The organism is Luteimonas salinisoli, assembly GCF_013425525.1.
GTDB lineage: Bacteria > Pseudomonadota > Gammaproteobacteria > Xanthomonadales > Xanthomonadaceae > Luteimonas > Luteimonas salinisoli.
Window position 1 is genome coordinate 70,008 of record NZ_JACCKA010000051.1, and the last position, 23,918, is coordinate 93,925.

The window sequence follows — 23,918 nt, forward strand, 5'->3', positions numbered from 1 at the left end:
GTGCATCGCACGGGAACGGGGCGCGCCGCGGCGCGTTCCGGGGCAGCCGAACCAGCAGAGACCACACCATGAAGACACCGCTTTCCGTCGCCATCGCCTGCGCGCTGCTCTCGGCTGCGCCGCTGGTCCATTCGCAGGACTCGCAGGACCCGGCCGCGACGCCGGCCGAGGAGGAGACCGCCACCGCCACCACCGACCTCGACCGGATGGTGGTCACCGGTTCGCGCAGCCCGCGCGCCGTCGATCGCATCCCCGGTGCGGTGACCATCGTTTCGCCCGAGGAGGTGCAGCGCTCGCTCACCCTGACCGAGGACGCCACCGCGGTGCTGGCGCGTTCGGTGCCGGGCTACTCGGAATCCTCGCAGGCGATGAGCAATCTCGGCGAGACCCTGCGCGGGCGCACCGCGCTGCGGCTGTTCGACGGCATCCCGCAGGGCTCGCCGCTGCGCGAGGGCAACCGCTCGGGCACCTTCACCGACATGGGCGTGATCGGCCGCATCGAAGTGATCAGCGGTCCGTCGGCCTCGGAAGGCATCGGCGCCGCCGGCGGCATCATCAACTACCTGTCCAAGACGCCGACCGAGGAGGGCACCCGCGCCACGCTCACCTCGCGCTATTCCACCCAGTTCCGCGAGGACAGCGACGCCTGGAAGGTCGGCCTGACCGTGGAGCACAAGCAGGACAGCCACGACGTGCTGGCGGCGGCCTCGTTCATCGACCGCGGCATGGCCTGGGACGCCGACGGCCGCCGGGTCGGCATGAACGCCAGCGGCTCGACCAACGACAGCGAGGCCGACAACCTGTTCCTGAAGTGGGGCATGAACTTCGGCGAGGCCGGCATGCAGCGCCTGCAGGCCAGCGCCAGCCGCTTCAGCATCACTGGCAAGGGCAACTACTCGTGGGTGGAGGGCGATCGCGAGCAGGGGATCCCCGATTCCGCGGTGCGGACCCCGCCGCTCGGTTCGATGACCGAGTTCAACGACTTCCGCCAGTACGCGCTGGCCTACACCCATGCCGACCTGGCCGGCGGCACCCTGCAGGCCGACGTCTACCGCGCCAGCCAGGCGATGCGCTACCCGGCCGAGGACGGCATCGACCGCCAGGATCCCGACATCGCACCGATCGGCGAGCTGATCGACCAGTCCGAGATCGCCACCGAGAAGAAGGGCCTGCGCGCCTCCTGGACGCGCCCGGAGATCTTCAGCGTCCCCGGCCTGGAGCTGCGCGCCGGCGTCGACCTGGTCGAGGACGAGGCGCAACAGCGCCTGGCGATCACCAATCGCGTGTGGGTGCCGCCGATGGTCTACAAGAGCACCGCCCCCTATGCGCAGCTGACCTGGGACATCGGGCCGGTGACGCTCAGCGGCGGCCTGCGTCGCGAGGATGGCGAGCTGAGCGTCGACGACTACGTCACCACCTGGTACCGCAACCGGGTCGCGGTGCAGGGCGGCACCCTCGACTACCAGGAGAACCTGCCCAACTTCGGCGCGATCTGGCGGATTGCCGACGACTGGTCGGTGTACGCCTCGTACGGCAAGGGTTTCAGCCTGCCCAACGTCGGCATCCCGCTGCGCAACATCAATCAGCCGGGCCAGACCGTGGAGGGGTTCGTCGACCTGCAGGCGATCGTGGTAGACAACCGCGAGGTCGGCTTCAACTGGCGCGGGCGGCGCGGCAGTTTCGGCGCCTCGTACTACGAGACGAGTTCGGACTTCGGCTCGTCGCTGGTGGTCGATCCGGAAACCGAGGACTTCATCCTCAGCCGCGTGCCGGTCGAGATCGAGGGCTTCGAGGCGAGCGGGGAATGGCGTCCGTCCGACGACTGGCGCCTGACCGCGCTGTATTCGCGGATTCGCGGTAAGACCACGTTCGGCAACACCGGCCCGCTGGATCGCGAAATGGGCATCAACGACATCAGCCCGGACAAGCTGTCAGCCGCCGCGACCTGGGCCTTCAACGCCCGCGGCGACGTGACCCTCGGTGCGACCATGCTGCTCGACCGCGACATCAACGAGGGCACCTCGGCCGAGGAGCACACCAGCGGCTACACCCTGTTCGACCTGAGCGCCAACTACGACTTCGAGCGCTACGGGAGGCTCTCGGTGGGCATCGAGAACCTCACCAACAAGCAGTACATCCTCAGCTGGTCGCAGATCGACTTCTGGAAGAACTACTTCGCCGGCCGCGGGCGGATGGTCTCGCTCACCCATACCATCACGTTCTGACCGGCGCCCGATGCGCAGTGCCGCCACGCCCGCGTGCGTACCATCGCGGCAATGCCGCGGCGGTCGCCGATGGCGTCGCCTCGCGGCGGCCGGCCTGGCCTGGGCCGCCGCCGCGGTGCAGGCCGCGGCGCCGCTGCCGACGATGGAGCCCGCGGAGGCGGCGCTGTCGCCGCAGGCGCTGGCGCGGCTGCACGGATTCATGGAGGAGGCGACCGGGCCCGAGGGTTACACCGGCGGGGTGACGCTGCTGGCGCGCGACGGCAGGATCGTCGATTGGCGCGCATACGGCCACCGCGACCTCGAACGCACCGCGCCGATGCCGCGCGATGCGATCTTCCGCATCTACTCGATGACCAAGACCATCGCCTCGGTCGCGGTGCTGATGCTGGTGGAGGAGGGGCGGGTGGGGCTGGACGATCCGGTGTCGCGCCATCTGCCGGAGCTGCGCGAGCCGCAGGTGCTGGTCGGCGGCGATGCCGACGCGCCACGGCTGCGCCCGGCCCGCGGCGCGATCACCCTCCGCATGCTGCTCACCCACACCGCCGGCTTCCCCGCCGGGCTGGAGGGCGACGCGGCGGCCGTGGCGCTGCTGGAGCGCGCCGACCCGCACGCGGCCGTGGACCTCGCGGGTTTCGTCGAACGCCTGGGGCGGGCGCCGCTGGCGGCCGATCCCGGTACCCGCTTCGGCTACGACGGCGCGGCCACCGAAGTGCTGGCGCGGGTGGTCGAAGTGGTGGGCGGCCAACCGTTCGACGACTTCCTGCAGGCGCGGATCCTCGTGCCGCTGAGGATGGAGGACACCGCTTTCCGCGTCCCCGGGGACAAGCTCCATCGTCTCGCCGACATCACCGCGATGGGCGAGGGCGGCCGCCTGGTGCGCCACGATGGTCGGGGCTCGCTCGATCCTGGCGAGCCGCTCAACGCCTACCCCAGCGCTGCGGGCGGCCTGTACTCGACTGCCGGCGACTACGCGCGTTTCTGCCAGATGCTGCTCGGCGGCGGCGAACTCGATGGGGTGCGCATCCTCGCCCGCGCCACCGTCGAAGCGATGATGCGCAACCAGCTGACCATGCTGGATCCGCCGGTGACTCAGTTCAGCGACGCCGAAGGCTTCGGCTTCGGCGGCTACGTGGTGCTCGATCCCGGGCGCCGCACCCGCCCCGGCTCCGCAGGCCAGTTCGGCTGGGCGGGCGCGGCCTCCACCAGCTACGTCGTCGACCCGGAGCAGCGCTTGATCGCGATCCTGCTGCTGCAGCACCTGCCGCGCGACAGCGGCGACGACCTGCCGCGACTCGGCGACTGCTTCTACCGTCTCGTCTACGGGAGCCTGCAGCGGTGACCCCGAGCCGACGTGCACCGTTCGCGGCTCCGCCGGGCGCGACGTACGATGCAGCGGCGCGCCGATCCCCGCGCGCGCCTCTTCCGCTCCGCCGACCCGAGATTCCATGACCTCCCCCCCGGACTCCACCGTTCCCCGCCACATGACCCCCGAGGACGACGCCGGTCGCGCGCCGCCGCGGGTGGAATACAAGTTCTCGCACGTCACCACCGGCCGCTACCTGCCCACGCCGGGCAAGGCGCCGGGATGGCCCTTCGCCGACATCGGCCTGTGGATGATCGACGCCGGCGCCAGCGCCGACGACTGGATCGCCGAGCTGGTGGACTGGCGCCGCGAGCACCTGGTGCGGATCGGCTACGACGACGCCAACTACCGGCGCCCCGAGCTGCAGTGGGCGCAGCGCAACTTCGTGCACGCGCAGATGATGGTGGAGGACCGCTACTTCTACGATGCGGACGCCGGCCGATACACCGTCGACCGCTATCTCGACGATCTCGAGGCGCGCTTCGGCGGCGTCGACAGCGTGCTGGTCTGGTTCGTGTACCCGAATATCGGCATCGACGACCGCAACAAGACCGACCTAGCGCACGACCTGCCGGGCGGCCTGGAAGGGTTGCGCGGCGCGGTCGCGGACTTCCACCGCCGCGGCGTGCGCGTGTTCCTGCCCACCATGCCCTGGGACCACGGCACCCGGCCGCCGGAGCGGAGCGACTGGGACGCGGTCGCCGCGCTGGCGAAGGCGGTGGGCGCCGACGGGGTCAACGGCGACACCTACAACGGCGTGCCGCGCGCGTTCTTCGACGCCGGCGAGGCCTTGGGCCATCCTCTGGTGCTGCAGCCGGAGTCGACCATCAGCGCCGAGGAGGCGCTGATCTGGAACGTGCAGAGCTGGGGCAAGAAGGCCCCGGACGGACCGGTGCCGCCGGTGGCGAAGTTCAAGTGGCTCGAACCGCGCCACATGATCAACTACGAGAACCGCTGGGGCCGCGACCGGACCCACGACCTGCAGTACGTGTTCTTCAACGGCATCGGCTACAACGCCTGGGAGAATGTCTGGGGGATCTGGAACCAGTTCACCGCGCGCGACGCAGAGATCCTGCGCCGGATCGCGGCGATCTATCGGCAATTCGCACCGCTGCTGGTGAGCATGGACTGGCGGCCCTATGCGCCGACGCTGCAGTCCGGCGTGTTCGCCAGCCGCTTCCCGGGCGCGGGTTCGGTGCTGTGGACGATCGTCAACCGTCACGAATCCGCGCTCGACGGCGAGCAGATCACAGTGACGCACGCCGAGGGGCGGCGCTACTACGACCTGTGGAACGGCGTCGAGTTGTCGCCGCGGATCGATGGCGCGCGCGCGGTGCTGGCGTTCGCGCTGGAGCCGCGCGGTTTCGGCGCACTCCTGGCGCTGGATGCGGATCCCGCATCGACCGGTCTGGACGCCTTCCTCGCTGCCGCCCGCGAGCGCGCCGCCACTTCGCTGCAGTCGCTGTCGGACCGCTGGCGCTCGCTGCCGCAGCGGCTGGTGGAAATCGCCCCGACCGCGGCCGCTCCCGCGGCGCCCGAGGGCATGGTGACCATTCCGGCCGGCGACTTCGACTTCGCGGTCGGCGGCATCGAGATCGAGGGCAACCATTGGGACGGCGTCGACGTGCAGTACCCATGGGAGGACAGCGCGCGCCGCAACCACCGCCGGCGCATGCGCATGCGGGCGTTCCATATCGATCGCCATCCGGTCACCAACGCGCAGTTCCAGGCGTTTTTGGCCGACAGCGGCTGGCGTCCAAGCGATCCGCACAATTTCCTGCGCCACTGGCAGAACGGCGCGCCGCCGGCGGGCTGGGACGGCAAGCCGGTGACCTGGGTGGCGCTGGAAGACGCGCGCGCCTACGCACAATGGGCCGGCAAGCGCCTGCCGCGGGAGTGGGAGTGGCAGTACGCGGCGCAAGGCGGCGATGGCCGACGCTATCCCTGGGGTGACGAGTGGCGCGAAGATGCGGTACCGCACCCGAACCGCGGCCGGACCCTAGGTGCGCCAGACGATGTCGACGCCCATCCCGCCGGGGCGAGTCCGTTCGGAGTGCTGGATCTGGTCGGCAACGTCTGGCAATGGACCGACGAGTACCGCGACGAGCACACCCGGGCCGCGATCCTCCGCGGCGGCAGCGGCTACCGCCCGCGCGCTTCGCACTGGTACTTCCCGCAGGCGTATCGGCTCGACCAGCACGGCAAGTACCTGCTGATGGCGCCATCCAAGGACCGTTCCGGCTGCGTCGGCTTCCGCTGCGTGGTGGACGCGTCATGAGCAGACTTCAGGGCGCCGTTTCGCCGCGCGCCGTCGCGCCGGCGCCTGCCGATGTAGTGCTCGAAGGTCCGCTGGGCGCGGCCCTGGAGGCCAACCTGCGCGGCCGGCTGTCGCGCTTCATCGTCGACGAGCGCAGCCCCGCCATCGCGATTTTCGGTCCCGCGCAGGTGGCCTGCAATCACGAGGGCGACTGGTACGGCGAGCATGCCGGCAAGTGGCTGTACGCCGCCGCGAAGGCCGCCGCGCGCAGCGGCGACGATGCGCTGCGCGCGAACCTGGAGCGGGTCGCCGATCACCTGGTCGCGTTGCAGGGCGCGGACGGCTACCTCGGCAACTACGCGCCGGAGCGGCGCTTCCCGGTGCCGCAGCGGCCGAAGCCGGAAAGCTGGGACGGGGCGCCGGCGCTGCGCACCTGGGACGTCTGGACGCACAGCTACCTGGTGCTGGGCCTGCTCGAAGTGCACCGGCATTTCCCCGCCGCCCGCTACCTGGATGCCGCGGCCCGGATCGGCGACCTGTGTGCTCGGGCGCTGACCGACGGCGACATCGACATCACCGGGCTCGGCAACCACCACGGGATGTCGGCGACCGTGCTGCTCGATGCGGCGGTGGAGCTGCACTTCGCCACCGGCGAGCGCCGCCATCTCGACCTCGCCCTGCGGGTGCTGGAACAGGCCGAAGCCAATCCGCGGCTGGCATTGCTGACCCGCGCGCTGGCCGGCGCCGACGCCTCCGAGATCGGCACCGGCAAGGCCTACCAGCTGCTGTGGAACCTGGTCGGCCTGGCCAAGCTGCACCGCGCCACCGGCGAGCCGCGCTTCCTGCGCGCCGTCGAGACGATGTGGCGGAACGTGCGCGACCATCACCTGAGCCTCGGCGGCGGACCCTGGGGCGGGGTGGCGCACCGCTCGCGCGAAGTGTTCAACCCGGCGGGCGTGTTCGATCCCACCGGCTACGTCGAGACCTGCTCGACCCTCTCGTGGATCCAGCTCAACCGCGAGCTGTACGCGATCACCGGGCGGGCATGCTTCGTCGAGGAAGTGGAACGCAGCGCCTGCAACGACCTGCTCGGCGCTCAGGCGCCGGACGGCGAGGACTGGTGCTATTACGTCTTCGCCAACGGCCGCCGCGTCCATACCACCTACTGGCGCTGCTGCAAGTCGAGCGGGGCGATGGCGCTGGAGGAGCTGCCGGCGCTGGCCTATGGCCTGTTCCAGGCGGACCTGCCGGCGGGCGCCGGCGGCGCGGCGGCCGCGGGGGTGTCGGTCAACCTGTACGGACCGTCCTCGGCCACGCTCGCGCTGCCGCAGGCGGGCAGGGTGGCGCTGCGCCAGGACACCGGCTATCCGTTCGACGGGAGCGTGCGGATCCGGGTATCGCCGCAGCGTTCCGCGCGCTTCCCGATCCGGGTGCGGATCCCGTCGTGGGTGCAGGACGCGCGCGCCGCGGTCAACGGCGCGGCGCCCGAAGCCGCACCCGTGCCGGGGGAATTCCTGGTCCTGGAGAAGACCTGGCAGGACGGCGACGAGATCGCGCTGGAGTTCCCGATGCCGCCGCGCCTGCACCGGCGAACCCACCGCAACGTCCAGGAATCGCGCGCTCCCGATGGCAGCCCGGTGCGCCAGCAGGTGCTGCGTTTCGACTGGTGCGCCATCACCCGCGGCCCGCTGGTCTACGCCACCGGGCTGATCGACGGATTCCGCGTGCAGGAGACGGTGCGCCTGCCCGACGCACCGGAGCGGACCTGGCTGGAAACGCTGGCGCCCGAAGCGCCGGGCGCGGCGCCCGCGATCCGGCTGTCGCCGCAGGGCAGGGCCCCGCTGCTGTTCTCGCCCTGGTACGCGACCGGCGCGCGGCGCGACGGCAGCTGGCGGCTGACCTGGCTTTCGCTGCCGCCGGACGACGCACCCTGAGCGCCGTCCGGTCCCGACGCAAGAATTCCTGGCGCCAGAACGTAGGCGGACGCGCTGGTTCCGTGCGTCCGGATGCGCCAGGCTGACCCGCACGCAGTACAGGACCCGGATTTCCCCATGGCCGATTCCTCAGTCTTCGCCGCTCCGCAGCGCTCCGGCCCGCCTGGTCCACTCAGCGGGGTGCGCGTGCTCGATCTGAGCGCCTACATCGCCGGCCCCTACGGCTGCACCCTGCTCGCCGACCAGGGCGCAGAGGTGATCAAGGTCGAGCCGCCGGCAGGCGACAACCTGCGCAACTACCCCTCCACCCTGGCCGAGGAAAGCCGGGCCTTCCTCGGCGTCAACCGCAGCAAGCGCGGTGTGGTGCTGGACCTGAAGCGGACCGATCAGCTCGCGGTGCTGCTGCGGCTGGTGCGGATGGCCGACGTGCTGGTGCACAACTTTCGTCCCGGCGTGCCCGAGCGTCTCGGCATCGACCATGCCCGCCTGGCGCTGATCAACCCGCGGCTGATCTACTGCGCGGTCACCGGCTACGGCGAGACCGGACCGATGAAGGACAAGGCAGGCTACGACCAGGTGCTGCAGACCATGACCGGCATCTGCACCCTGCAGGGCCCGCCTTCCGGCCCGCCCGAGATCGTCTACGGGTCGGTGGTCGACTACTATGCCGCCGCACTGCTGGCCGCGGGCGTGGCCTCGGCGCTGTACGAACGCGAGCGCAGCGGAGAAGGACAGTTCGTCGGGGTGTCGCTGCTGCGTAGCGCGCTGACCATGCAGTCGGCGAGGATGATCTGGGCCGAGGGCGAGGCGCTCGACATCTGGCGCGACATGCGCTCGGGCGGGGTCACCGGCATCCACCCGGCGCGCGAGGGGCATCTGTACATTTCCGCCAATACGCCGCGCTTCTGGCAGGCGCTGTGCGAGCGCACCGGCCTGGACGCGCTGGCCGCCGATCCGCGCTACGACACGGTGCGCAAGCGCGCGCGTCTCGCGGCGGAGATCGTGCCGCGGCTGCGCGCGGCCCTTGCCGCGCGCACCGCGCAGGAGTGGGAAGAGGCATTCGGCGATGCCGTGCCCTGCGCCGCGGCGCGCCGCGTCGAGGACATGTTCGACCATCCCCAGGTGCTCGCCGAGGAGATCGTCGCGCCGATCGCCCATCCCGGGCTCGGCAGCTACCGCGGCGTGACCCGGCCGATCAAGTTCGGACGCACGCCCGGGCCGGCGCCGTTCGCAGCGCCCGGCCTGGGCCAGGACTCGGCGGCGGTGATCGGTGACGCGAACGGTGCAGTCCGGAGCGCCGACCCTGAGGCACGGGACTGAAGAGAAGCCGGCTCGCCCGGCCGGGTTTTCTCGCGTTTTTTCTCCCTGCCCAGGCAAACCGCCCCCATCTGGGGGTGACGGAAGTCGCCACTCGACGACACAGGCTGGTGCAGAAGGCCTTCGCGGGCAGCCGGTGCGGCGCCCCGGTGCGGGACACGCCGTGAATCCATCCATGGAGGCTCGTCGACGCCATCCATGGCGTCGACGGTCCCGCACCGGGGCACCGCACCGGCTGGATGCTGCGCGGGTGCTTTCGGTGAGGTGACGGTCGCTTCCGGGCCCCGGCGGTTCGGCGGTCCAGCACGTGACGGCGCTTTTTCTTGACGCCCCAGTGGGTGGTGGCGCCGGGAGCCCCCGGGGCGCGCGATGTGTCAGCAGGTCAGAAGCGGTAGTTCAACCCGAGCAGGTAGGTGCGGCCCCACTCGATGTGCTCGAGCGGCCGGTCTTTGGTGCCCGCATAGGTGCGGTAGGACTCGTCGGTGATGTTGCTGGCCTGGAACAGCAGGCTCAGGCCGGCGAGGGCGGTGTGGTCGCCGAACGCATAACTGATTTGTGCGTCGGTGATGTCCTCGCCCACCACGTAGCGCAGGGTGCGGTCGCCGTCGAAGTTGCCGATCTCGCCGACGAAGTCCGAACGCTTGCGCTGGCTGATACGCGCCTCGAAGCCGCTGCGCTCGTAGTAGGCGGTGAAGTTGTATACACGCTTGGAAAGGCCCGGCAGGGTGATTTCCTCGTTGCCGACGCTGCTCTGGGCGTTCGGCGGCGGCGGGATGGTGATGTCGCTGTCGTTGAAGCTGGCGCTGGCGACGATGCCGAAGCCGGTCAGCGCGTCCGAGAAGAGGTCCAGGGGCAGCGATGCGGTCAGCTCGATGCCGCGCAGCGAGCCGCCGTCGCCGTTGTAGGGGGCGGTGTACCTGCCAGTGCTCTGCAGGGGCGGAAGATCGTCGTCCCACGGATAGTCGACCAGGAGATCGCTGAAGTCGTAGCCGTCCCGGGCCTCGGTGTAGATGTAGGTCCGCAGATCCTTGTAGTAGAACGCCGCGGCCAGGTAGGCGCGTTCGCCAAAATACTTCTCGTACGAGAGGTCGAAGGCATAGGCGCGCCAGGGATCGAGTTCCGGGTTGCCGCCGGAGCCGCCCGGCTCTCCGTTGGATTCGTTGACGCCGAAGTCCAGCGATGCGCGCAGTTCGTCGACGCGCGGACGGGCCACCTGTTCGGCTAGCCCCACGCGCAGGGTCTGGTCGTCGGTCAGCGAGAAGGCGAGGTTCAGGCTCGGCAGGACGTCGGTGTACTGCTTGCCGCGGGTGATCGGCTGCACGTTGTCGCCGTCCGGCCGGTTCGAATCCCAGTAGCGGGAGGTCGAGGACTGGTCGACGCGCTGCACCTGCACGCCGAAGTTGCCGCGCACGGGCACGCTGCCCCACTGGGTATCGATATTCGCCCGCGCGTAGGCGGTGGTGATCTGCTCGTCGACCCGCCAGGCCTTGGGGATCAGATACGACAGGTCGTCGACCGGGATGAAGCTCATGTAGCGATCGACGGCGGCGGGCACGTTCCAGGACGGGATCAGGCCGGCGCCGGCGAAGCCGAGGTCGACCAGGCCGTACTGCAGGTCGTCGCCGATCGCGGTGTCGCCCTGGGCACCGAGGTTGATGTTGCCCTCGGGCTGCCACTTGCTCTTTTGGCGGTCGGCGTAGTTGACGCCGAGGTCGATGTCGACCAGCCATGCTATCGACTGCGGAGTCGGCACGGACGCGTCGAGGCGGAACGCGAGCAGTTCGTCCTCCACCCGCGGGGTCTTGCCGTACCCGGAACCATAGATGGTGTTGGTCAGGTAGAGCGAGCCCGGGTCGGAGTAGTCGCGGCCGGGGACCAGCTGCGAGAAGTCGCCGCTGCGGAAGTCCAGCGCCACCGAATCCAGCTGCGGAGCGGGCAGCAGCTGGGTGTTGTTCTCCAGGACGACCTCGTCGCGCTCGGTCTCCGAATAGCTCACGTCCGCCATCAGCTCCACGCCGCCGAGCGTGAACTCGTTGTTCCAGCCGAACGCCCTGATCTTGTCCTCGCGGTGGTTGTACATGCCGCGCACCAGCGGATAGACGTTGTTGGCGACGCCGCCGGTGAAGGTGCCATCGTCGTTGATCACCGGGTCGGTGACCTCGAGCCGCCCGTAGCCGCCGTTGTAGTCGCCGATGTGGACCTCGAACTGGTTGGCGGTGCTGACCTGGGTGGCCTCGGAGTAGAACAGGTCGAGAGTGCTCGTCCACGCGTTCGAGGGACGGAACTGCAGCGTCGCCATGATGCCGTCGCGCTCGGTGTTGCCGGTGCGGCGTAGCGCCTTGATGCCGTCGGAATAGAACGTGCCGGCGGGCACGCCCGGCCGCCAGCCGTCGCCGATGGCCTGCCAGGGCTCGTACAGGCCGACCTGGTTCTCCTGGATCGGCGTGTCCGAATGCGAATAGCCGATCGAGAAGCCGAAGCGACGGTCCTCGGAGCGGGTGATGTAGCTGGCGTTGATGCGCTCGCCGTGGGCGGAAGCATCCGCGGCGGAGCCGAGCGAGTTGCGTTGGCCGCGCACGCTGACGACGCCGGCCGGTTCGCCGAAGCTCAGCGGGCGCACCGTGCGCATGTCCAGGGTGCCGGTGAGCCCCTGGCCGACCAGGGCGGCGTCGGGCGTCTTGTAGACGGTGACGCCGTTGATCAGCTCGGACGGGTACTGGTCGAACTCGACGCTGCGGTTGTCGCCGGTGCTGACCATTTCGCGGCCATTGAGGAGCGTGGTCGAGAAGTCCGGCGACAGGCCGCGCACGCTGATCACCTGCGCACGGCCCGCCACCCGCTGCGCCGACACGCCCGGCAGTCGCGCCAGCGACTCGGCGATGCTGACGTCGGGGAGCTTGCCGATGTCCTCGGCGGAGATCGCCTCGACGATGGAGGTGGATTCGCGCTTGACCGAGATCGCGCTCTCGATGCCCCGGCGGATGCCGGTCACGGTGACGGTGTCCAGGTCCATCGCATCGGCTTGGCTTTCGGCCTGCGTCGCGGGCTGGGCCGCGGCGTCTTCCTCGCCGGTGTCCTGCGCATGGACGTTGGCGGCCAGCATCAGCATCGCCGATGCCAGGGCAGCGCTCAGCAGGTTGCGTTCGAGCTTCAACATCTCCCCTCCCAAAAGGTGTCGTGCGGATCGCGGAACCGGCTCCCGGCGGCGTCCATGCGGATCTGTCCGGCGGGAAAACGGGATGTGACGGATGTCGCGGGCCATGGTAGTCCCCGCGTTCGCCGCGCAAGCCGCCCTGCATACGTATTCATGGCGTGCCGCCCGGTTCATGCTTCCGCGGGGCGTGCGGCGCCGGCCGTCAGTCCGCGTTGCCGCCGCGGCGGCTAGCATGGACGCATGCCGCCGCACCGCAATCCCCTGGCAGCGATCGCCACCTCCCGCATCCGCCGCTGGGTCTTGAGCGCGTTCCCGCGCGGGCGGAGCGGGATCGACTACGACCATCCCCCGGGCGATCCCGGCCTGTTCGGCCCCGACAGCGTCACCTGGCGCATCCACGCCGACTTCCCCGGCATGCTCTCCGGCGGGCTGTGCGCGCTGATGCTGCAGACCCTGCATCCGCGTGCGCTGGCCGGGGTCTGGGACCACTCCAACTTCCGCGACGACCTGGTCGGGCGACTGCGCCGGACCACCGCCTTCGTCGCCGGCACCACCTATGCCGGCCACGAACAGGCCTCACGGCTGATCGCCCGCGTCGCCGCCATCCACGCCCGCGTGCAGGGCACGCTGCCGGACGGGCGCGCCTATGCCGCCGATGCGCCGGACCTGCTGACCTGGGTGCACGTCACCGAGAGCTACGGCTTTCTCCAGGGCTACCGCCGCTACTGTCGCCGCGACCTGCCCGCCGCCGCCGCGGACCGCTACTACGACGAGGCGCGGCGGGTCGCCGAAACGCTCGGCGCGCGCGACGTGCCTGCCTCGGAGGCCGGGGTCGCCGACTACTTCGCGCGTGCCCGCGACGAGCTGGCCTGCGACGCGCGCTCGCGCGAGGTGCTGGCCGTGCTCGAGCGGATCCGCCTGCCGGTGCCCGCCGCCGGGCTCTCGCGCGAACTGTTCCTCGGTGCCGGCGCGGCGCTGCTGCCCGACTGGGCGCGGGACATGCTGGAGCGCTCCACCGGCAGGCGGATCCGCGACGCGTTCGCGGCGCGCACCCTGGCCGGGCTGGCGCCACTGTTCCGCACCGCCCTGGACGATGGGGTGGCGCCGCGCGCCTGCGCGCGGCTCGGCGTGGATCCGGCGATCCTGCAGCGCCTGCCGGACCTCGATGCAGTCCACGCGTCGCACCGCGGATGAGCGCCTGTCCGCTCTGCGGCGGCGGAAGCTGCCGCCCGGAATCGCCGGTGCTGGGCCGCCGCTACGCCGCCTGCGACGCCTGCGGACTGACCTTCATGCTGCCGGCAGATCGCCCTTCCGCCGCGCAGGAACGCGCGGTCTACGACCTGCATCGCAACGACCCGGCCGATCCCGGCTATCGCGCCTTCCTCGAGCGCCTGTCCGCCCCGCTGATCGCGCGCCTGCGGCCGGGCATGCGCGGGCTGGACTACGGGGCGGGCCCGGGCGCGGCGTTGCCGGCGATGCTGGCCGCACATGGGTTTCCCACCGCTGCCTGGGATCCGCTGTATGCCGCCGACGCGCGCCTGCTGCGGCAACGCTACGATTTCATCGCCTGCAGCGAGACCGCCGAGCACTTCCACGATCCGGCCGCGGAGTTCGCGCGCCTGGACGGCCTGCTGCGGGATGGCGGCTGGCTGGGCCTGATGACCCAGTGGCGGCTGCCCGAGCGGCCGTTCGCGAGCTGGGGCTACGCCCGCGATCCCACCCACGTCTGCTTCTACCAGCGCCGGACCCTGCAGTGGATCGCGCAGCGGCAGGGCTGGTCGCTGGAATGCCCGGCGCCGCACGTGGCGCTGTTCCGCAAGCCGGGCGCCGCGCTCAGTCCTTGCGGGTGAACCAGGCGTACTGGCCGGGCGCGCCCAGCTCGAGGTGCGGCTGGCCGATGCCGCCGAAGCGCACCGCGTAGCCGTTGCGGCGCGCCACGCCGCCGGCCCAGGCGCGGAACCGGGTCCGGTCCCATTCGAAGCGGTGGTCGGGATCGCGCACGTCGTCCTGGCCCAGGCCGTACAGCACGTTGTATTCGCGGTTGGGAGTGGTGACGATCGCCAGGCGCGGGCGGTGGTGGCCGAACAGCGCACGCTCGGCGCCGGACAGCAGCCCCGGATCGAGGTGCTCGATGGTTTCCACCAGTGCGGCCGCATCGTGGGTTTCCAGGCCCTCCAGCGGGCGCGTGCAGTCGCCGTGCACCAGCCGCAGCCGCGGGTCGGCCTCGCCGCCCCTGCCGAGGCCGGCGCGCGCCACCGCCAGCGCGCTGGTGCACATGTCGACCCCGGTGATGCGGTGGAACTGGGGATGGGGCAGCAGCCTGGCCAGCAGCCGCCCGGCGCCGCAGCCGAGGTCCAGCACGCTGGTGGCACCGGACTGCAACAGCAGCCCGGTCACCAGGTCGAGGCGTTCTTCGTGCAGGGTGGCTTCCATCGGCTCTCGTCCGCGACGCGGCGATGATAGCCGCGCAGAAGGGCGCGCGGCTGCCGGCCCGTCGCTGGCGGCGACGCCTGCATCGAGCAGATCCGCCATTGCGGCTCCTCCGTGCACGGGATTCCGCGCCGATGGGTGCGCCGGCGCCGGCGACGGCAGGGTGCGCCGGGCGGTTACCGGGTGGCGTTCATTCCAGGCGGCCGAAGAACACGCCGCGGCCGGGGATCCGGAGCACCCCGGCCTCGGTCCGCCCGGAAAGCAGGCCATGGTCGTCCAGCGTCCGCGCCGACAGGTCAGCGGGCAGCGGCCACTCGATCGCGGCCGACGAGAGGTTGAAGGCGACCAGCACGGTGTCGGCCCCGTGGTCGCGCACGAAGGCCAGCAGCGGTTCCGGTGCGTCGAGGAAGCGGATCCCGCCCTCCACCAGGGCCGGATGCGCGCCGCGCCAGCGCAGGAAGCGGCGCACCGCGTTGAGTACCGAGGCCGGGTCTTCCTCCTGCTTGGCTACACTGCGCGCGCGGTGCGCGGCGGGGATCGGCAGCCATGGCCGCCCGGCGGTGAAGCCGGCGCCGGCGTCGCCGTTCCACGGCATCGGCGTACGGCTGCCGTCGCGGCCCTTGAAACTCGGCCAGAAGGCGATGCCGTAGGGGTCCTGCAGCGCCTCGAACGGCACGTCGGCCTCGGGCAGTCCCAGCTCCTCGCCCTGGTACAGGCAGACCGAGCCGCGCAGCGAGCACACCAGCGCCACCATCTGCCGGGCGAAGTCGTCGCCGGCCTCCGCACCTCCCCAGCGCGTCACCGCGCGCTGCACGTCGTGGTTGGAGATCGCCCAGCACGGCCAGCCCTCGCGCATCGCCGCCTCCAGGCGCTCCACCGTGCCGCGAATGTGGGCGGCGCTGAAATCGTCGGTCAGCAGCTCGAAGCTGTAGCCCATGTGCAGCCGTCCGGCGCGGGTGTACTCGGCGGTGGTGGCGAGCGAATCCTCGGAGGAGATCTCGCCAAGCGCGGCGGCGTCCGCGTAGCGGTCCATCAGCGTGCGCAGCTCCTCGAGAAAGCCGATGTTCTCGGGCTGGGTGTTGTTGTGGTGGTGGTACTGGAAGGCGTAGGGGTTGTCCGGGCTGAAGCCACGGCCGACGCGCAGCTCGGCCGGCTTGGGCGGGTTGTCGCGCAGCCGGCGGTCGTGGAAGCAGAAATTGATCGCGTCCAGGCGCAGCCCGTCCACACCGCGCTCGAGCCAGAAGCGCACGTTGTCGAGCGCGGCCGCGCGCACCTCGGGATTGTGGAAGTTCAGGTCCGGCTGCGAGGACAGGAAATTGTGCAGGTAGTACTGGCCGCGGCGCGGTTCCCATTTCCAGGCGACGCCGCCGAACAGCGACATCCAGTTGTTGGGCGGGGTGCCGTCGGGGCGCGCATCGGCCCAGACGTACCAGTCCGCCTTCGGGTTGTCGCGGCTCCCGCGGCTCTCGCGGAACCAGGGGTGCTCGGACGAGGTATGGCTGAGCACCTGGTCGATCATCACCCGGATGCCCAGGGCGTGCGCCTTCTCCAGCAGGGCGTCGAAGTCGACCAGGGTGCCGAACAGCGGATCGACGTCGCGATAGTCGGCGATGTCGTAGCCGAAGTCGTGCATCGGCGAGCGGAAGAACGGCGCCACCCAGATCGCATCGACCCCGAGCGAGGCGACGTGGTCCAGGCGCGCGACGATGCCCGGCAGATCGCCCACGCCGTCGCCGTCGGTATCCATGAAGCTGCGCGGATAGATCTGGTAGATCACCGCGCCGCGCCACCACGGGCTGCTCGTCATCCACTGCCTCGGCATCGCTGCGCGCACGGCCGGCGCGCGGGCGGCCACTATTCCACGAACCCCGTGGCACGGGCGACGCCAGCGCTGCCGCCCGTGCGATGAATACGTATGCAGGGGCCGTGCTGCGGCCGCACCCGAACCTACCATGGCGCCTGCCGCACGTTCTGCGATGCGGCCGCCCGGTGCGGCAGGGCAGCCGTCAGCGGCCGCCGAAGCCCATCGCGGCCATGGCAACATCCCCGCATCCGGACTGGAGCACCGATGAGCGCGAAACCGCAACTGACGTTCTGGCAGATCTGGAACATGTGCTTCGGGTTCCTCGGCATCCAGTTCGGCTTCGCGCTGCAGAACGCCAACGTCAGCCGGATCTTCCAGACCCTCGGCGCGGAGATGGAGCAGATCCCGATGCTGTGGATCGCCGCGCCGCTGACCGGGCTGATCGTGCAGCCGATCGTCGGGTACTTCTCGGACCGGACCTGGACCCGGCTCGGCAGACGGCGGCCGTACTTTCTCTACGGCGCGGTGTTCGCCTCGCTCGCGCTGCTGGTGATGCCGAACTCGCCGGCGCTGTGGATCGCGGCGGGCACGCTGTGGATCCTCGATGCCTCGATCAACGTGTCGATGGAGCCGTTCCGCGCCTTCGTCGGCGACCAGATGCCTCCGCCGCAGCGTCCGGCGGGGTTTGCGATGCAGAGCTTCTTCATCGGCGTGGGCTCTATCGTCGCCAGCATGCTGCCGTGGCTGCTGGCCAAGGCGGGGGTGGCCAACACAGCCGCCCCGGGGGCGATCCCCGACACCGTGAAATACGCCTTCTACCTCGGCGGCGCGGTGCTGTTCCTGGCGGTGGGCTGGACCGTGCTGCGCACCCGCGAGTATCCGCCCGAGGTGCTCAAGGCGCAGGACACCGCGCCGCCGCTGCCGCACGCGCCGCTCGATCGTGCCCGGACGAGTCGCACCGGCCTGGCCTGGCTGCTGGCCGGTGCCATGGGCATCGCGTCGATCCTCTGGTTCGGGCTCGACCAGCAGCTGTACGTCCTGTCCGGCGTGCTGGTCGCGTACGGCGTGGCGCTGCTGCTGACCGCGAACGTGCGCAGCCGCAACATGTTCACCACCATCATGGCCGATCTGCAGGCCATGCCGGACGCGATGCGGCGGTTGGCGGTGGTGCAGTTCTTCTCCTGGTTCGCGCTGTTCGCGATGTGGATCTACACCACCGCCGCGGTGACCGGGGTCCACTACGGCGCGGTCGATGCGCAGTCGGAGGCGTACAACGACGGCGCCAACTGGGTCGGCGTGCTGTTCGCCGCCTACAACGGCTTCGCCGCGCTGGCCGCGATCGTGATTCCGTGGATGGTGCGCCGCTGGGGCCTGCGCGCCAGCCATCTGATCAACGTCTGGCTCGGTGCGGCGGGCCTGCTGTCGTTCCTGGTGATCCGCGATCCGCAGTGGCTGCTGCTGTCGATGGTCGGGGTCGGGTTCGCCTGGGCCTCGATCCTGTCGCTGCCCTACGCGCTGCTGTCCGACAGCCTTCCCGCGGAAAAGATGGGCATCTACATGGGCATCTTCAACTTCTTCATCGTCATCCCGCAGCTGGTCGCCGCCAGCATCCTCGGTTTCCTGCTCAAGACCTTCCTCGGCGGCCAGCCGATCATGGCGCTGGCGGTCGGGGCGGCCAGCCTGGTGGTGGCGGGCCTGTGCGTGCTGAGGGTGCGCGAGCCGGCGGCGACGGAGCAGCCGGCATGAGGCGGGCATGGCTGCTTGCGGCGGCGCTGCTCGCGGTTGCCGGGTGTTCCCGGTCCGACCCGGCGGGGGCGGACGCGGGTGCGTCGCCCGTCGCGGCGGAGTCCGCGATCGCGCAGGAGGCGGACGCGGGGCAGGGCTTCTACGGCACGCTCGAGCCGTTCGCCGAGCACGCGGTGTACTTCGTGGTCACCGACCGCTTCGTCAACGGCGATCCGTCCAACGACCAGCGCGAGCAGGGCGGCGACCATCCGAGCTTCGACATCCCGCTGCCCGCGTGCGACGGCGTGATCGCCAACGTCGGCTACCAGGGCGGCGATTTCCGCGGCCTGCTGGACAACGCCGGCTACATCCGCGAGATGGGTTTCGGCGCGGTGTGGATCACGCCGATCGTCGAGAACCCGGACCAGGCCTTCACCGGCGGCGACCCGATCACCTGCAGCAGCTTCCTCAGCGACCGCGGCAAGGCCGCCTACCACGGCTACTGGGGCATGAACTTCTACCGGGTGGACGAGCACCTGCCGAGCGCGGGTCTCGACTTCGCCGCCTTCACCGCCGGCATGCGCGCGCATGGGCTGAAGACCGTGCTCGACATCGTCGCCAACCATTCCTCGCCGGCCTGGAGCATGCCGGAGCCGCAGCCCGGCTTCGGCCAGGTGTTCGACGCGCGCGAGCGGCTGGTGGCCGATCACCAGAACCTGCCGCCCGACCAGCTCGATCCGGCGGGCGACCCGCTGCACCGCTTCTACGCCACCGCCCCCGATCTGGCGCAACTCGGCGATTTCGATCCCGACAACCCGGAGGTCATGGACTACCTGGTCGGCGCCTACCTGCAATGGATTGCGCAGGGCGCGGACGCGTTCCGCATCGACACCATCCGCCACATGCCGCACGCGTTCTGGAAGCGCTTCAGCGACCGCATCCGCGCGGTGCACCCCGGCTTCTTCATGTTCGCCGAGGCCTTCGACTACGACGCCGCCAAGATCGCGCCGCACACCTGGACGGAGAACGGCGGCGTCAGCGTGCTCGACTTCCCGATGAAGCAGGCCATGGACGAGGTGTTCGCGGGCGGCGCCGGGTACGAACGCCTGGCCGAGGCCCTGCACCTGCAGGACAGCCCCTACGCCAATCCCTACGAGCTGGCCACCTTCTACGACAACCACGACATGGCGCGGATGGACGCCACCGACGAGGGCTTCATCGACGCCCACAACTGGCTGTTCACCGCGCGCGGGATCCCGGTCATCTACTACGGCTCCGAGACCGGCTTCATGCGCGGCCGCGCCGAGCATGCCGGCAATCGCAACTACTTCGGCCAGGCGCGCATCGACGCCGCGCCGCGGAGCCCGATCCACGCCGGGCTGCGCCGCATCGCCAACCTGCGCAGGGTGTCGCCGGCGCTGCAGCGCGGGCTGCAGCTCGACCTACGGATGGATGGGGACGAGGCGGTCTTCTACCGCGTGTACGAGCATGGCGACGGCGCCCAGATCGCGCTGGTGCTGCTCAACAAGGGCGATGCGGCGCGCGAGATCGAGGTGACCGAACTTCTGCAGCCCGGCGAGTGGCGCGATGGCTTCGGCGGCGGCGCGCTGACGGTGAAAGAGCGGCTGCTCGCCGAGGTGCCGGCGCACGGCGTGCGGGTGTTCCTGCACGACGGCCCGCCCAGGCGCGCCGACCTGCGCGCGCGGCTGGCGGAACTGATGGCACGCCGCCTGGGCGGGCCGGAGACGCTGAACGCGAACTAGGCCCCGGTCGAGCCTCGCAACACCAGCCGCGCGGGGATGGTGCGGCTGCCGGCCGCCTCGCCGGCGATCAGCGCAAGCAGGCTTTCGACCAGGATGGTGCCGGCCTGGCGGGTGTCCTGCTGCACGGTGGTGAGACCGGGAGTGACGAAGCTCGCCAGCGGAATGTCGTCGAAGCCGGCGACCGCCACGTCTTCCGGCACGCGCAGCCCGTGCTCGTGCAGTGCCTTCATCGCGCCGATCGCGATCAGATCGCTGGCCGCGAATACCGCATCGAACTCGGCGCCACCCTGGAGCAGGGCGGTGGCGGCCTCGAATCCGGCCTGCTCGGTGGTGACGGCGTCCACCTGCAGGTCCGGGTCCGCGGCCAGGCCGGCCGCAGTCAGCGCGGCGGCCAGGCCGCGGTAGCGCTCCTGGAACTCCGGGTAGTGCTCGGAGGCGTCGCCGAGGAAGGCGATCCGGCGGCAACCGCGCGCCAGCAGGTGGTGGCCGACGTCCAGCCCGCCCTGGTAGTTGTCGCAGCCGATCGAGACCCCCGGCTGCCCCGGCAGGGCCGCGCCCCAGCGCACGAAGCGGGTGCCCTGTTCGACCAGTTGCTGCAGGCGCGTGCGCGCCTCCAGGTAGTCGCCGTAGCCGAGCAGGATGATGCCGTCGGCCTTGTGGCTGTCCTCGTAGTCGGCGTGCCAGTCGCTGGACAGCTGCTGGAACGAGATCAGCAGGTCGAAGCCGCGCTGCGCGCAGGCCCGGGTGATCGAGCCGAGCATCGACAGGAAGAACGGGTTGATCGAGGCGTCGTCCGGCGCCGGCTCCTCGAAGAACAACAGCGCCAGGGTGCCGGACTGCTGGCAGCGCAGGTTGGAGGCGTTCTTGTCGACCTTGTAGTTGAGCTCCCGGGCGATCGCCAGGATCCGGCGCCGGGTCTCGGGGCTGACCATCGGGCTGCCGCGCAGGGCGCGCGAGACGGTCGGCTGCGACACCCCGGCCAGATGGGCGATGTCGAGCGAGGTGGGCTTGCCTTTGATCGTCATGGGGCGTGCGGCCGGTCGGCCGCGGCGGGCGGGCCGGCCGCATCATGCCATGCCGGCGGCGGCCAGGGCCCGCCGCGCTGCAGCGGCCCGCGCAGCTGCTAGAATCGGCCGGACCGGAAACTCGCAGGAACAGGTGGCCCGCGGCAACGCCGGCCGAGCGTGCGACATGAGCACTACCACCCGCCACCGCTGACACGTTCCGAGGCCCACACGAAGGCGCCCTCGGGCGCTTTTTTTGTGGATGCGTGATCGGTGATGGGTGATTGGTGATTCGAAACAGCCAAGACACCCATCGCTGCCACGAATCACCAATCACGAATCACCAATCACGGCCTTCCAATGATCACCATCACCCTCCCCGACGGCAGCCGTCGCGAGTTCGAATCCCCCGTCAGCGTCATGGACGTGGCGCAGTCGATCGGCCCGGGCCTGGCCAAGGCCACCGTGGCCGGCAGGATCGACGGCCGCCTGGTCGATGCCAGCGACTCCATCGACCGCGACGCCAGCCTGCAGATCATCACCCCGAAGGATCCCGAGGGCGTGGAGATCATCCGCCACTCCTGCGCGCACCTGGTCGGTCACGCCGTCAAGCAGCTCTACCCGGACGCCAAGATGGTGATCGGCCCGGTGATCGAGGACGGCTTCTACTACGACATCTGGCACGAGCGCCCGTTCACCCCCGACGACTTGGCGGCGATCGAGCAGCGCATGGCGGAGCTGATCGACACCGGCTACGACGTCATTAAGCAGATGACCCCGCGCGAGGAGGTGATCGCCACCTTCCGCGCGCGCGGCGAGGACTACAAGCTGCGACTGATCGAGGACATGCCCGACGAGACGCAGATGGGTCTGTACCACCACCAGGAATACGTGGACATGTGCCGCGGCCCGCACGTGCCCAACACGCGGTTTCTGAAGGCGTTCAAGCTGCTGCGCATCTCCGGCGCCTACTGGCGCGGCGATGCCAAGAACGAGCAGCTGCAGCGGATCTACGGTACCGCCTGGGCCGACGCCAAGCAGCTCAAGGCCTACGTACAGCGCATCGAGGAAGCCGAGAAGCGCGACCATCGCCGCATCGGCAAGCAGCAGGAGCTGTTCCACCTGCAGGAGGAGGCGCCCGGGCTGATCTTCTGGCATCCGAAGGGCTGGGCGCTGTGGCAGGTGGTCGAGCAGACCATGCGTGGGGTCTACCGCGACAGCGGCTACGGCGAGGTGCGCTGCCCGCAGATCCTCGACGTCTCGCTGTGGAAGAAGTCCGGCCACTGGGACAACTACAAGGAGAACATGTTCTTCACCGAGTCCGAGAAGCGCACCTACGCCCTCAAGCCGATGAACTGCCCCGGCCACGTGCAGGTGTTCAACCAGGGCCTGCACAGCTACCGCGACCTGCCGATCCGCTACGGCGAATTCGGCTCCTGCCACCGCAACGAGCCCTCGGGCGCGCTGCACGGGATCCTGCGGGTACGCGGCTTCACCCAGGACGACGGCCACGTGTTCTGCACCGAGGACCAGGTGGAGGCCGAGGTCGCCGCCTTCCATGAACAGGCGATGCGCGTCTACGCCGAGTTCGGTTTCGAGGACGTGCAGCTGAAGCTGGCCCTGCGCCCGGAGCCGCGGCTGGGCGACGACGCCACCTGGGACAAGGCTGAAGCCGCGCTGCGTGGCGCGCTGTCGGCCTGCGGGGTGGAATGGCAGGAGCTGCCGGGCGAGGGCGCCTTCTACGGGCCGAAGATCGAGTACCACCTGAAGGACGCGATCGGCCGCACCTGGCAGCTGGGCACGATGCAGGTCGACTTCATGATGCCGGGGCGCCTCGGGGCCGAATACGTCGACGAGCACAGCCAGAAGCGGACCCCCGTCATGTTGCACCGGGCCATCGTCGGCTCGATGGAGCGCTTCATCGGGATCCTGATCGAGCACCACGCCGGGGCCTTCCCGGCCTGGCTGGCGCCGGTGCAGGCGGTGGCGATGAACATCACCGACGCCCAGGCGGATTATGTCGCCGACCTGCGGAAAACCCTTGCGAATCAAGGGGTACGGGTGGAGGCGGATTTGCGGAACGAGAAAATCGGCTATAAGATCCGCGAGCACACGCTGCAGCGGGTGCCGTACCTGCTCGTGGCGGGGGACCGCGAAAGGGACAACGGGACGGTCGCCGTGCGCACGCGGGCGGGGGAGGACCTGGGGAGCATGCCGGTTTCCGACTTCGTTTCACGCCTGCGCGGCGGGCACGCGGTAGCATGATGCGTGATCCGGTGGGGCCCGCGGGGCCGCGCCGGGAGCCCCGGACGCTGACGAGCGGCCGGCACAATCGAAAACGGAGATCGCAATATCAGCACCCCTGAAAAGCAGAACCGCAGGAACAGCGACATCCGCGTACCCCGGGTACGCGTGATCGGTTCGGACGGCGAGATGATCGGCGTCCTGTCGCGCGACGAGGCCCTGCAGCAGGCCGAGAGCGAAGGCCTCGACCTGGTCGAGATCCAGCCCAATGCCGATCCACCGGTCTGCCGGATCATGGATTACGGCAAGTACAAGTTCGACCTGCAGAAGAAGGCCAACGCGGCCAAGAAGAAACAGAAGCAGGTCGAGATCAAGGAAGTGAAGTTCCGGCCGGTCACCGACGAGGGCGACTACCAGATCAAGCTGCGCAAGATGCGGGGCTTCCTCGACGAAGGCGACAAGATCAAGGTCAACATCCGCTTCCGCGGCCGCGAGATGAGTCACCAGGAGCTGGGCCGCGAGATGGCCGCACGCATCGAGGCGGACCTGGGCGAGGACATCGTGATCGAGTCGCGCCCGCGCCTGGAAGGCCGCCAGATGGTGATGATGATCGCGCCGAAGAAGAAGTGACGCCGGCGGCCGGGCCGCAGAGCCGGCTGCCTGGCGGGAGGGTCGAGAAGAGCGCGCCGACGGCGCGC

Annotated in this window: 15 protein-coding genes; 11 read left to right on the forward strand and 4 right to left on the reverse strand. The window is 70.2% G+C overall.

Going from position 1 to position 23,918, the window contains the following annotated elements; all coding sequences use genetic code 11:
• Window positions 1-68: 68 nt before the first annotated feature.
• The 5 genes from H0E84_RS07955 to H0E84_RS07975 all read left to right on the forward strand — a co-directional run bounded on the left by H0E84_RS07955 (window position 69) and on the right by H0E84_RS07975 (window position 9,099).
• Entirely contained in the window at window positions 69-2,225 is a 2,157-nt protein-coding gene (locus H0E84_RS07955) for a TonB-dependent receptor (RefSeq protein WP_180678100.1), read from the forward strand.
• A gap of 142 nt (window positions 2,226-2,367) precedes the next feature.
• A complete protein-coding gene (locus H0E84_RS07960; protein ID WP_180678101.1) occupies window positions 2,368-3,564 on the forward strand; it encodes a serine hydrolase domain-containing protein in 1,197 nt (398 codons plus the stop codon).
• Between the two features lie 106 nt (window positions 3,565-3,670).
• Window positions 3,671-5,866, forward strand: a complete 2,196-nt coding sequence (locus H0E84_RS07965; RefSeq protein WP_257644125.1) for an SUMF1/EgtB/PvdO family nonheme iron enzyme — start codon at window positions 3,671-3,673, stop codon at window positions 5,864-5,866.
• The gene (locus H0E84_RS07970) at window positions 5,863-7,779 is read left to right on the forward strand and encodes a glycoside hydrolase family 127 protein (protein WP_180678102.1); all 1,917 of its coding nucleotides are present in this window, start codon (window positions 5,863-5,865) and stop codon (window positions 7,777-7,779) included. Before H0E84_RS07965 ends, H0E84_RS07970 begins: the two co-directional genes overlap by 4 nt.
• 117 nt (window positions 7,780-7,896) lie before the next feature.
• A complete protein-coding gene (locus tag H0E84_RS07975; RefSeq protein ID WP_180678103.1) occupies window positions 7,897-9,099 on the forward strand; it encodes a CaiB/BaiF CoA transferase family protein in 1,203 nt (400 codons plus the stop codon).
• Between the two features lie 379 nt (window positions 9,100-9,478).
• Here H0E84_RS07975 and H0E84_RS07980 read toward each other — a convergent pair whose 3' ends face one another.
• Complete coding sequence (locus tag H0E84_RS07980) at window positions 9,479-12,253, reverse strand: TonB-dependent receptor (RefSeq protein ID WP_180678104.1); 2,775 nt, start codon at window positions 12,251-12,253, stop codon at window positions 9,479-9,481.
• 237 nt (window positions 12,254-12,490) lie between these two features.
• Here H0E84_RS07980 and H0E84_RS07985 point away from each other — a divergent pair, with 237 nt between their 5' ends.
• Both H0E84_RS07985 and H0E84_RS07990 read left to right on the forward strand, forming a co-directional pair.
• Complete coding sequence (locus tag H0E84_RS07985; RefSeq protein WP_180678105.1) at window positions 12,491-13,444, forward strand: oxygenase MpaB family protein; 954 nt, start codon at window positions 12,491-12,493, stop codon at window positions 13,442-13,444.
• Window positions 13,441-14,100 carry a class I SAM-dependent methyltransferase gene (locus tag H0E84_RS07990; protein ID WP_180678106.1) on the forward strand — a complete coding sequence of 220 codons (660 nt, stop codon included), beginning with the start codon at window positions 13,441-13,443 and terminating at the stop codon, window positions 14,098-14,100. The genes H0E84_RS07985 and H0E84_RS07990 overlap by 4 nt, the downstream gene beginning before the upstream one ends.
• Here H0E84_RS07990 and H0E84_RS07995 read toward each other — a convergent pair.
• The gene (locus tag H0E84_RS07995; RefSeq protein WP_180678107.1) at window positions 14,084-14,683 is read right to left on the reverse strand and encodes a methyltransferase domain-containing protein; all 600 of its coding nucleotides are present in this window, start codon (window positions 14,681-14,683) and stop codon (window positions 14,084-14,086) included. The two genes, H0E84_RS07990 and H0E84_RS07995, sit on opposite strands and share 17 nt — an antisense overlap.
• Before the next feature lie 187 nt (window positions 14,684-14,870).
• The gene (locus H0E84_RS08000; protein ID WP_180678108.1) at window positions 14,871-16,487 is read right to left on the reverse strand and encodes an alpha-glucosidase family protein; all 1,617 of its coding nucleotides are present in this window, start codon (window positions 16,485-16,487) and stop codon (window positions 14,871-14,873) included.
• Window positions 16,488-16,748: 261 nt separating this feature from the next.
• Between H0E84_RS08000 and H0E84_RS08005 the strand changes: the two genes are divergently transcribed.
• On the forward strand, window positions 16,749-18,230 hold the full coding sequence (locus H0E84_RS08005) for an MFS transporter (protein WP_180678109.1): 1,482 nt from the start codon (window positions 16,749-16,751) through the stop codon (window positions 18,228-18,230).
• Window positions 18,227-19,972 (forward strand): alpha-amylase family glycosyl hydrolase, encoded by a 1,746-nt coding sequence (locus H0E84_RS08010; protein WP_180678110.1) that lies wholly within the window; start codon window positions 18,227-18,229, stop codon window positions 19,970-19,972. The genes H0E84_RS08005 and H0E84_RS08010 overlap by 4 nt, the downstream gene beginning before the upstream one ends.
• Here H0E84_RS08010 and H0E84_RS08015 read toward each other — a convergent pair.
• Window positions 19,969-20,997 carry a LacI family DNA-binding transcriptional regulator gene (locus H0E84_RS08015; protein WP_180678111.1) on the reverse strand — a complete coding sequence of 343 codons (1,029 nt, stop codon included), beginning with the start codon at window positions 20,995-20,997 and terminating at the stop codon, window positions 19,969-19,971. The genes H0E84_RS08010 and H0E84_RS08015 overlap by 4 nt on opposite strands.
• Window positions 20,998-21,336: 339 nt before the next feature.
• Here H0E84_RS08015 and thrS point away from each other — a divergent pair, with 339 nt between their 5' ends.
• Together thrS and infC are read left to right on the forward strand one after the other, a co-directional pair.
• Complete coding sequence (gene thrS, locus H0E84_RS08020) at window positions 21,337-23,241, forward strand: threonine--tRNA ligase (RefSeq protein ID WP_180678112.1); 1,905 nt, start codon at window positions 21,337-21,339, stop codon at window positions 23,239-23,241.
• Between the two features lie 87 nt (window positions 23,242-23,328).
• Window positions 23,329-23,850, forward strand: coding sequence for a translation initiation factor IF-3 (gene infC / locus H0E84_RS08025; RefSeq protein ID WP_305067716.1), 522 nt, complete (start codon window positions 23,329-23,331; stop codon window positions 23,848-23,850).
• Window positions 23,851-23,918 lie beyond the last annotated feature (68 nt).

Coding starts and splice junctions, on each gene's coding strand:
- H0E84_RS07985 (WP_180678105.1), top strand. CDS start 12,491: ATGCCGCCGCACCGCAATCCCCTGGCAGCGATCGCCACCTCCCGCATC.
- H0E84_RS08000 (WP_180678108.1), bottom strand. CDS start 16,487: ATGACGAGCAGCCCGTGGTGGCGCGGCGCGGTGATCTACCAGATCTAT.
- H0E84_RS07995 (WP_180678107.1), bottom strand. CDS start 14,683: ATGGAAGCCACCCTGCACGAAGAACGCCTCGACCTGGTGACCGGGCTG.
- H0E84_RS07980 (WP_180678104.1), bottom strand. CDS start 12,253: ATGTTGAAGCTCGAACGCAACCTGCTGAGCGCTGCCCTGGCATCGGCG.
- H0E84_RS07975 (WP_180678103.1), top strand. CDS start 7,897: ATGGCCGATTCCTCAGTCTTCGCCGCTCCGCAGCGCTCCGGCCCGCCT.
- H0E84_RS08010 (WP_180678110.1), top strand. CDS start 18,227: ATGAGGCGGGCATGGCTGCTTGCGGCGGCGCTGCTCGCGGTTGCCGGG.
- H0E84_RS08015 (WP_180678111.1), bottom strand. CDS start 20,997: ATGACGATCAAAGGCAAGCCCACCTCGCTCGACATCGCCCATCTGGCC.
- H0E84_RS07960 (WP_180678101.1), top strand. CDS start 2,368: ATGGAGCCCGCGGAGGCGGCGCTGTCGCCGCAGGCGCTGGCGCGGCTG.
- thrS (WP_180678112.1), top strand. CDS start 21,337: ATGATCACCATCACCCTCCCCGACGGCAGCCGTCGCGAGTTCGAATCC.
- H0E84_RS07990 (WP_180678106.1), top strand. CDS start 13,441: ATGAGCGCCTGTCCGCTCTGCGGCGGCGGAAGCTGCCGCCCGGAATCG.
- H0E84_RS07970 (WP_180678102.1), top strand. CDS start 5,863: ATGAGCAGACTTCAGGGCGCCGTTTCGCCGCGCGCCGTCGCGCCGGCG.
- H0E84_RS08005 (WP_180678109.1), top strand. CDS start 16,749: ATGAGCGCGAAACCGCAACTGACGTTCTGGCAGATCTGGAACATGTGC.
- H0E84_RS07955 (WP_180678100.1), top strand. CDS start 69: ATGAAGACACCGCTTTCCGTCGCCATCGCCTGCGCGCTGCTCTCGGCT.
- H0E84_RS07965 (WP_257644125.1), top strand. CDS start 3,671: ATGACCTCCCCCCCGGACTCCACCGTTCCCCGCCACATGACCCCCGAG.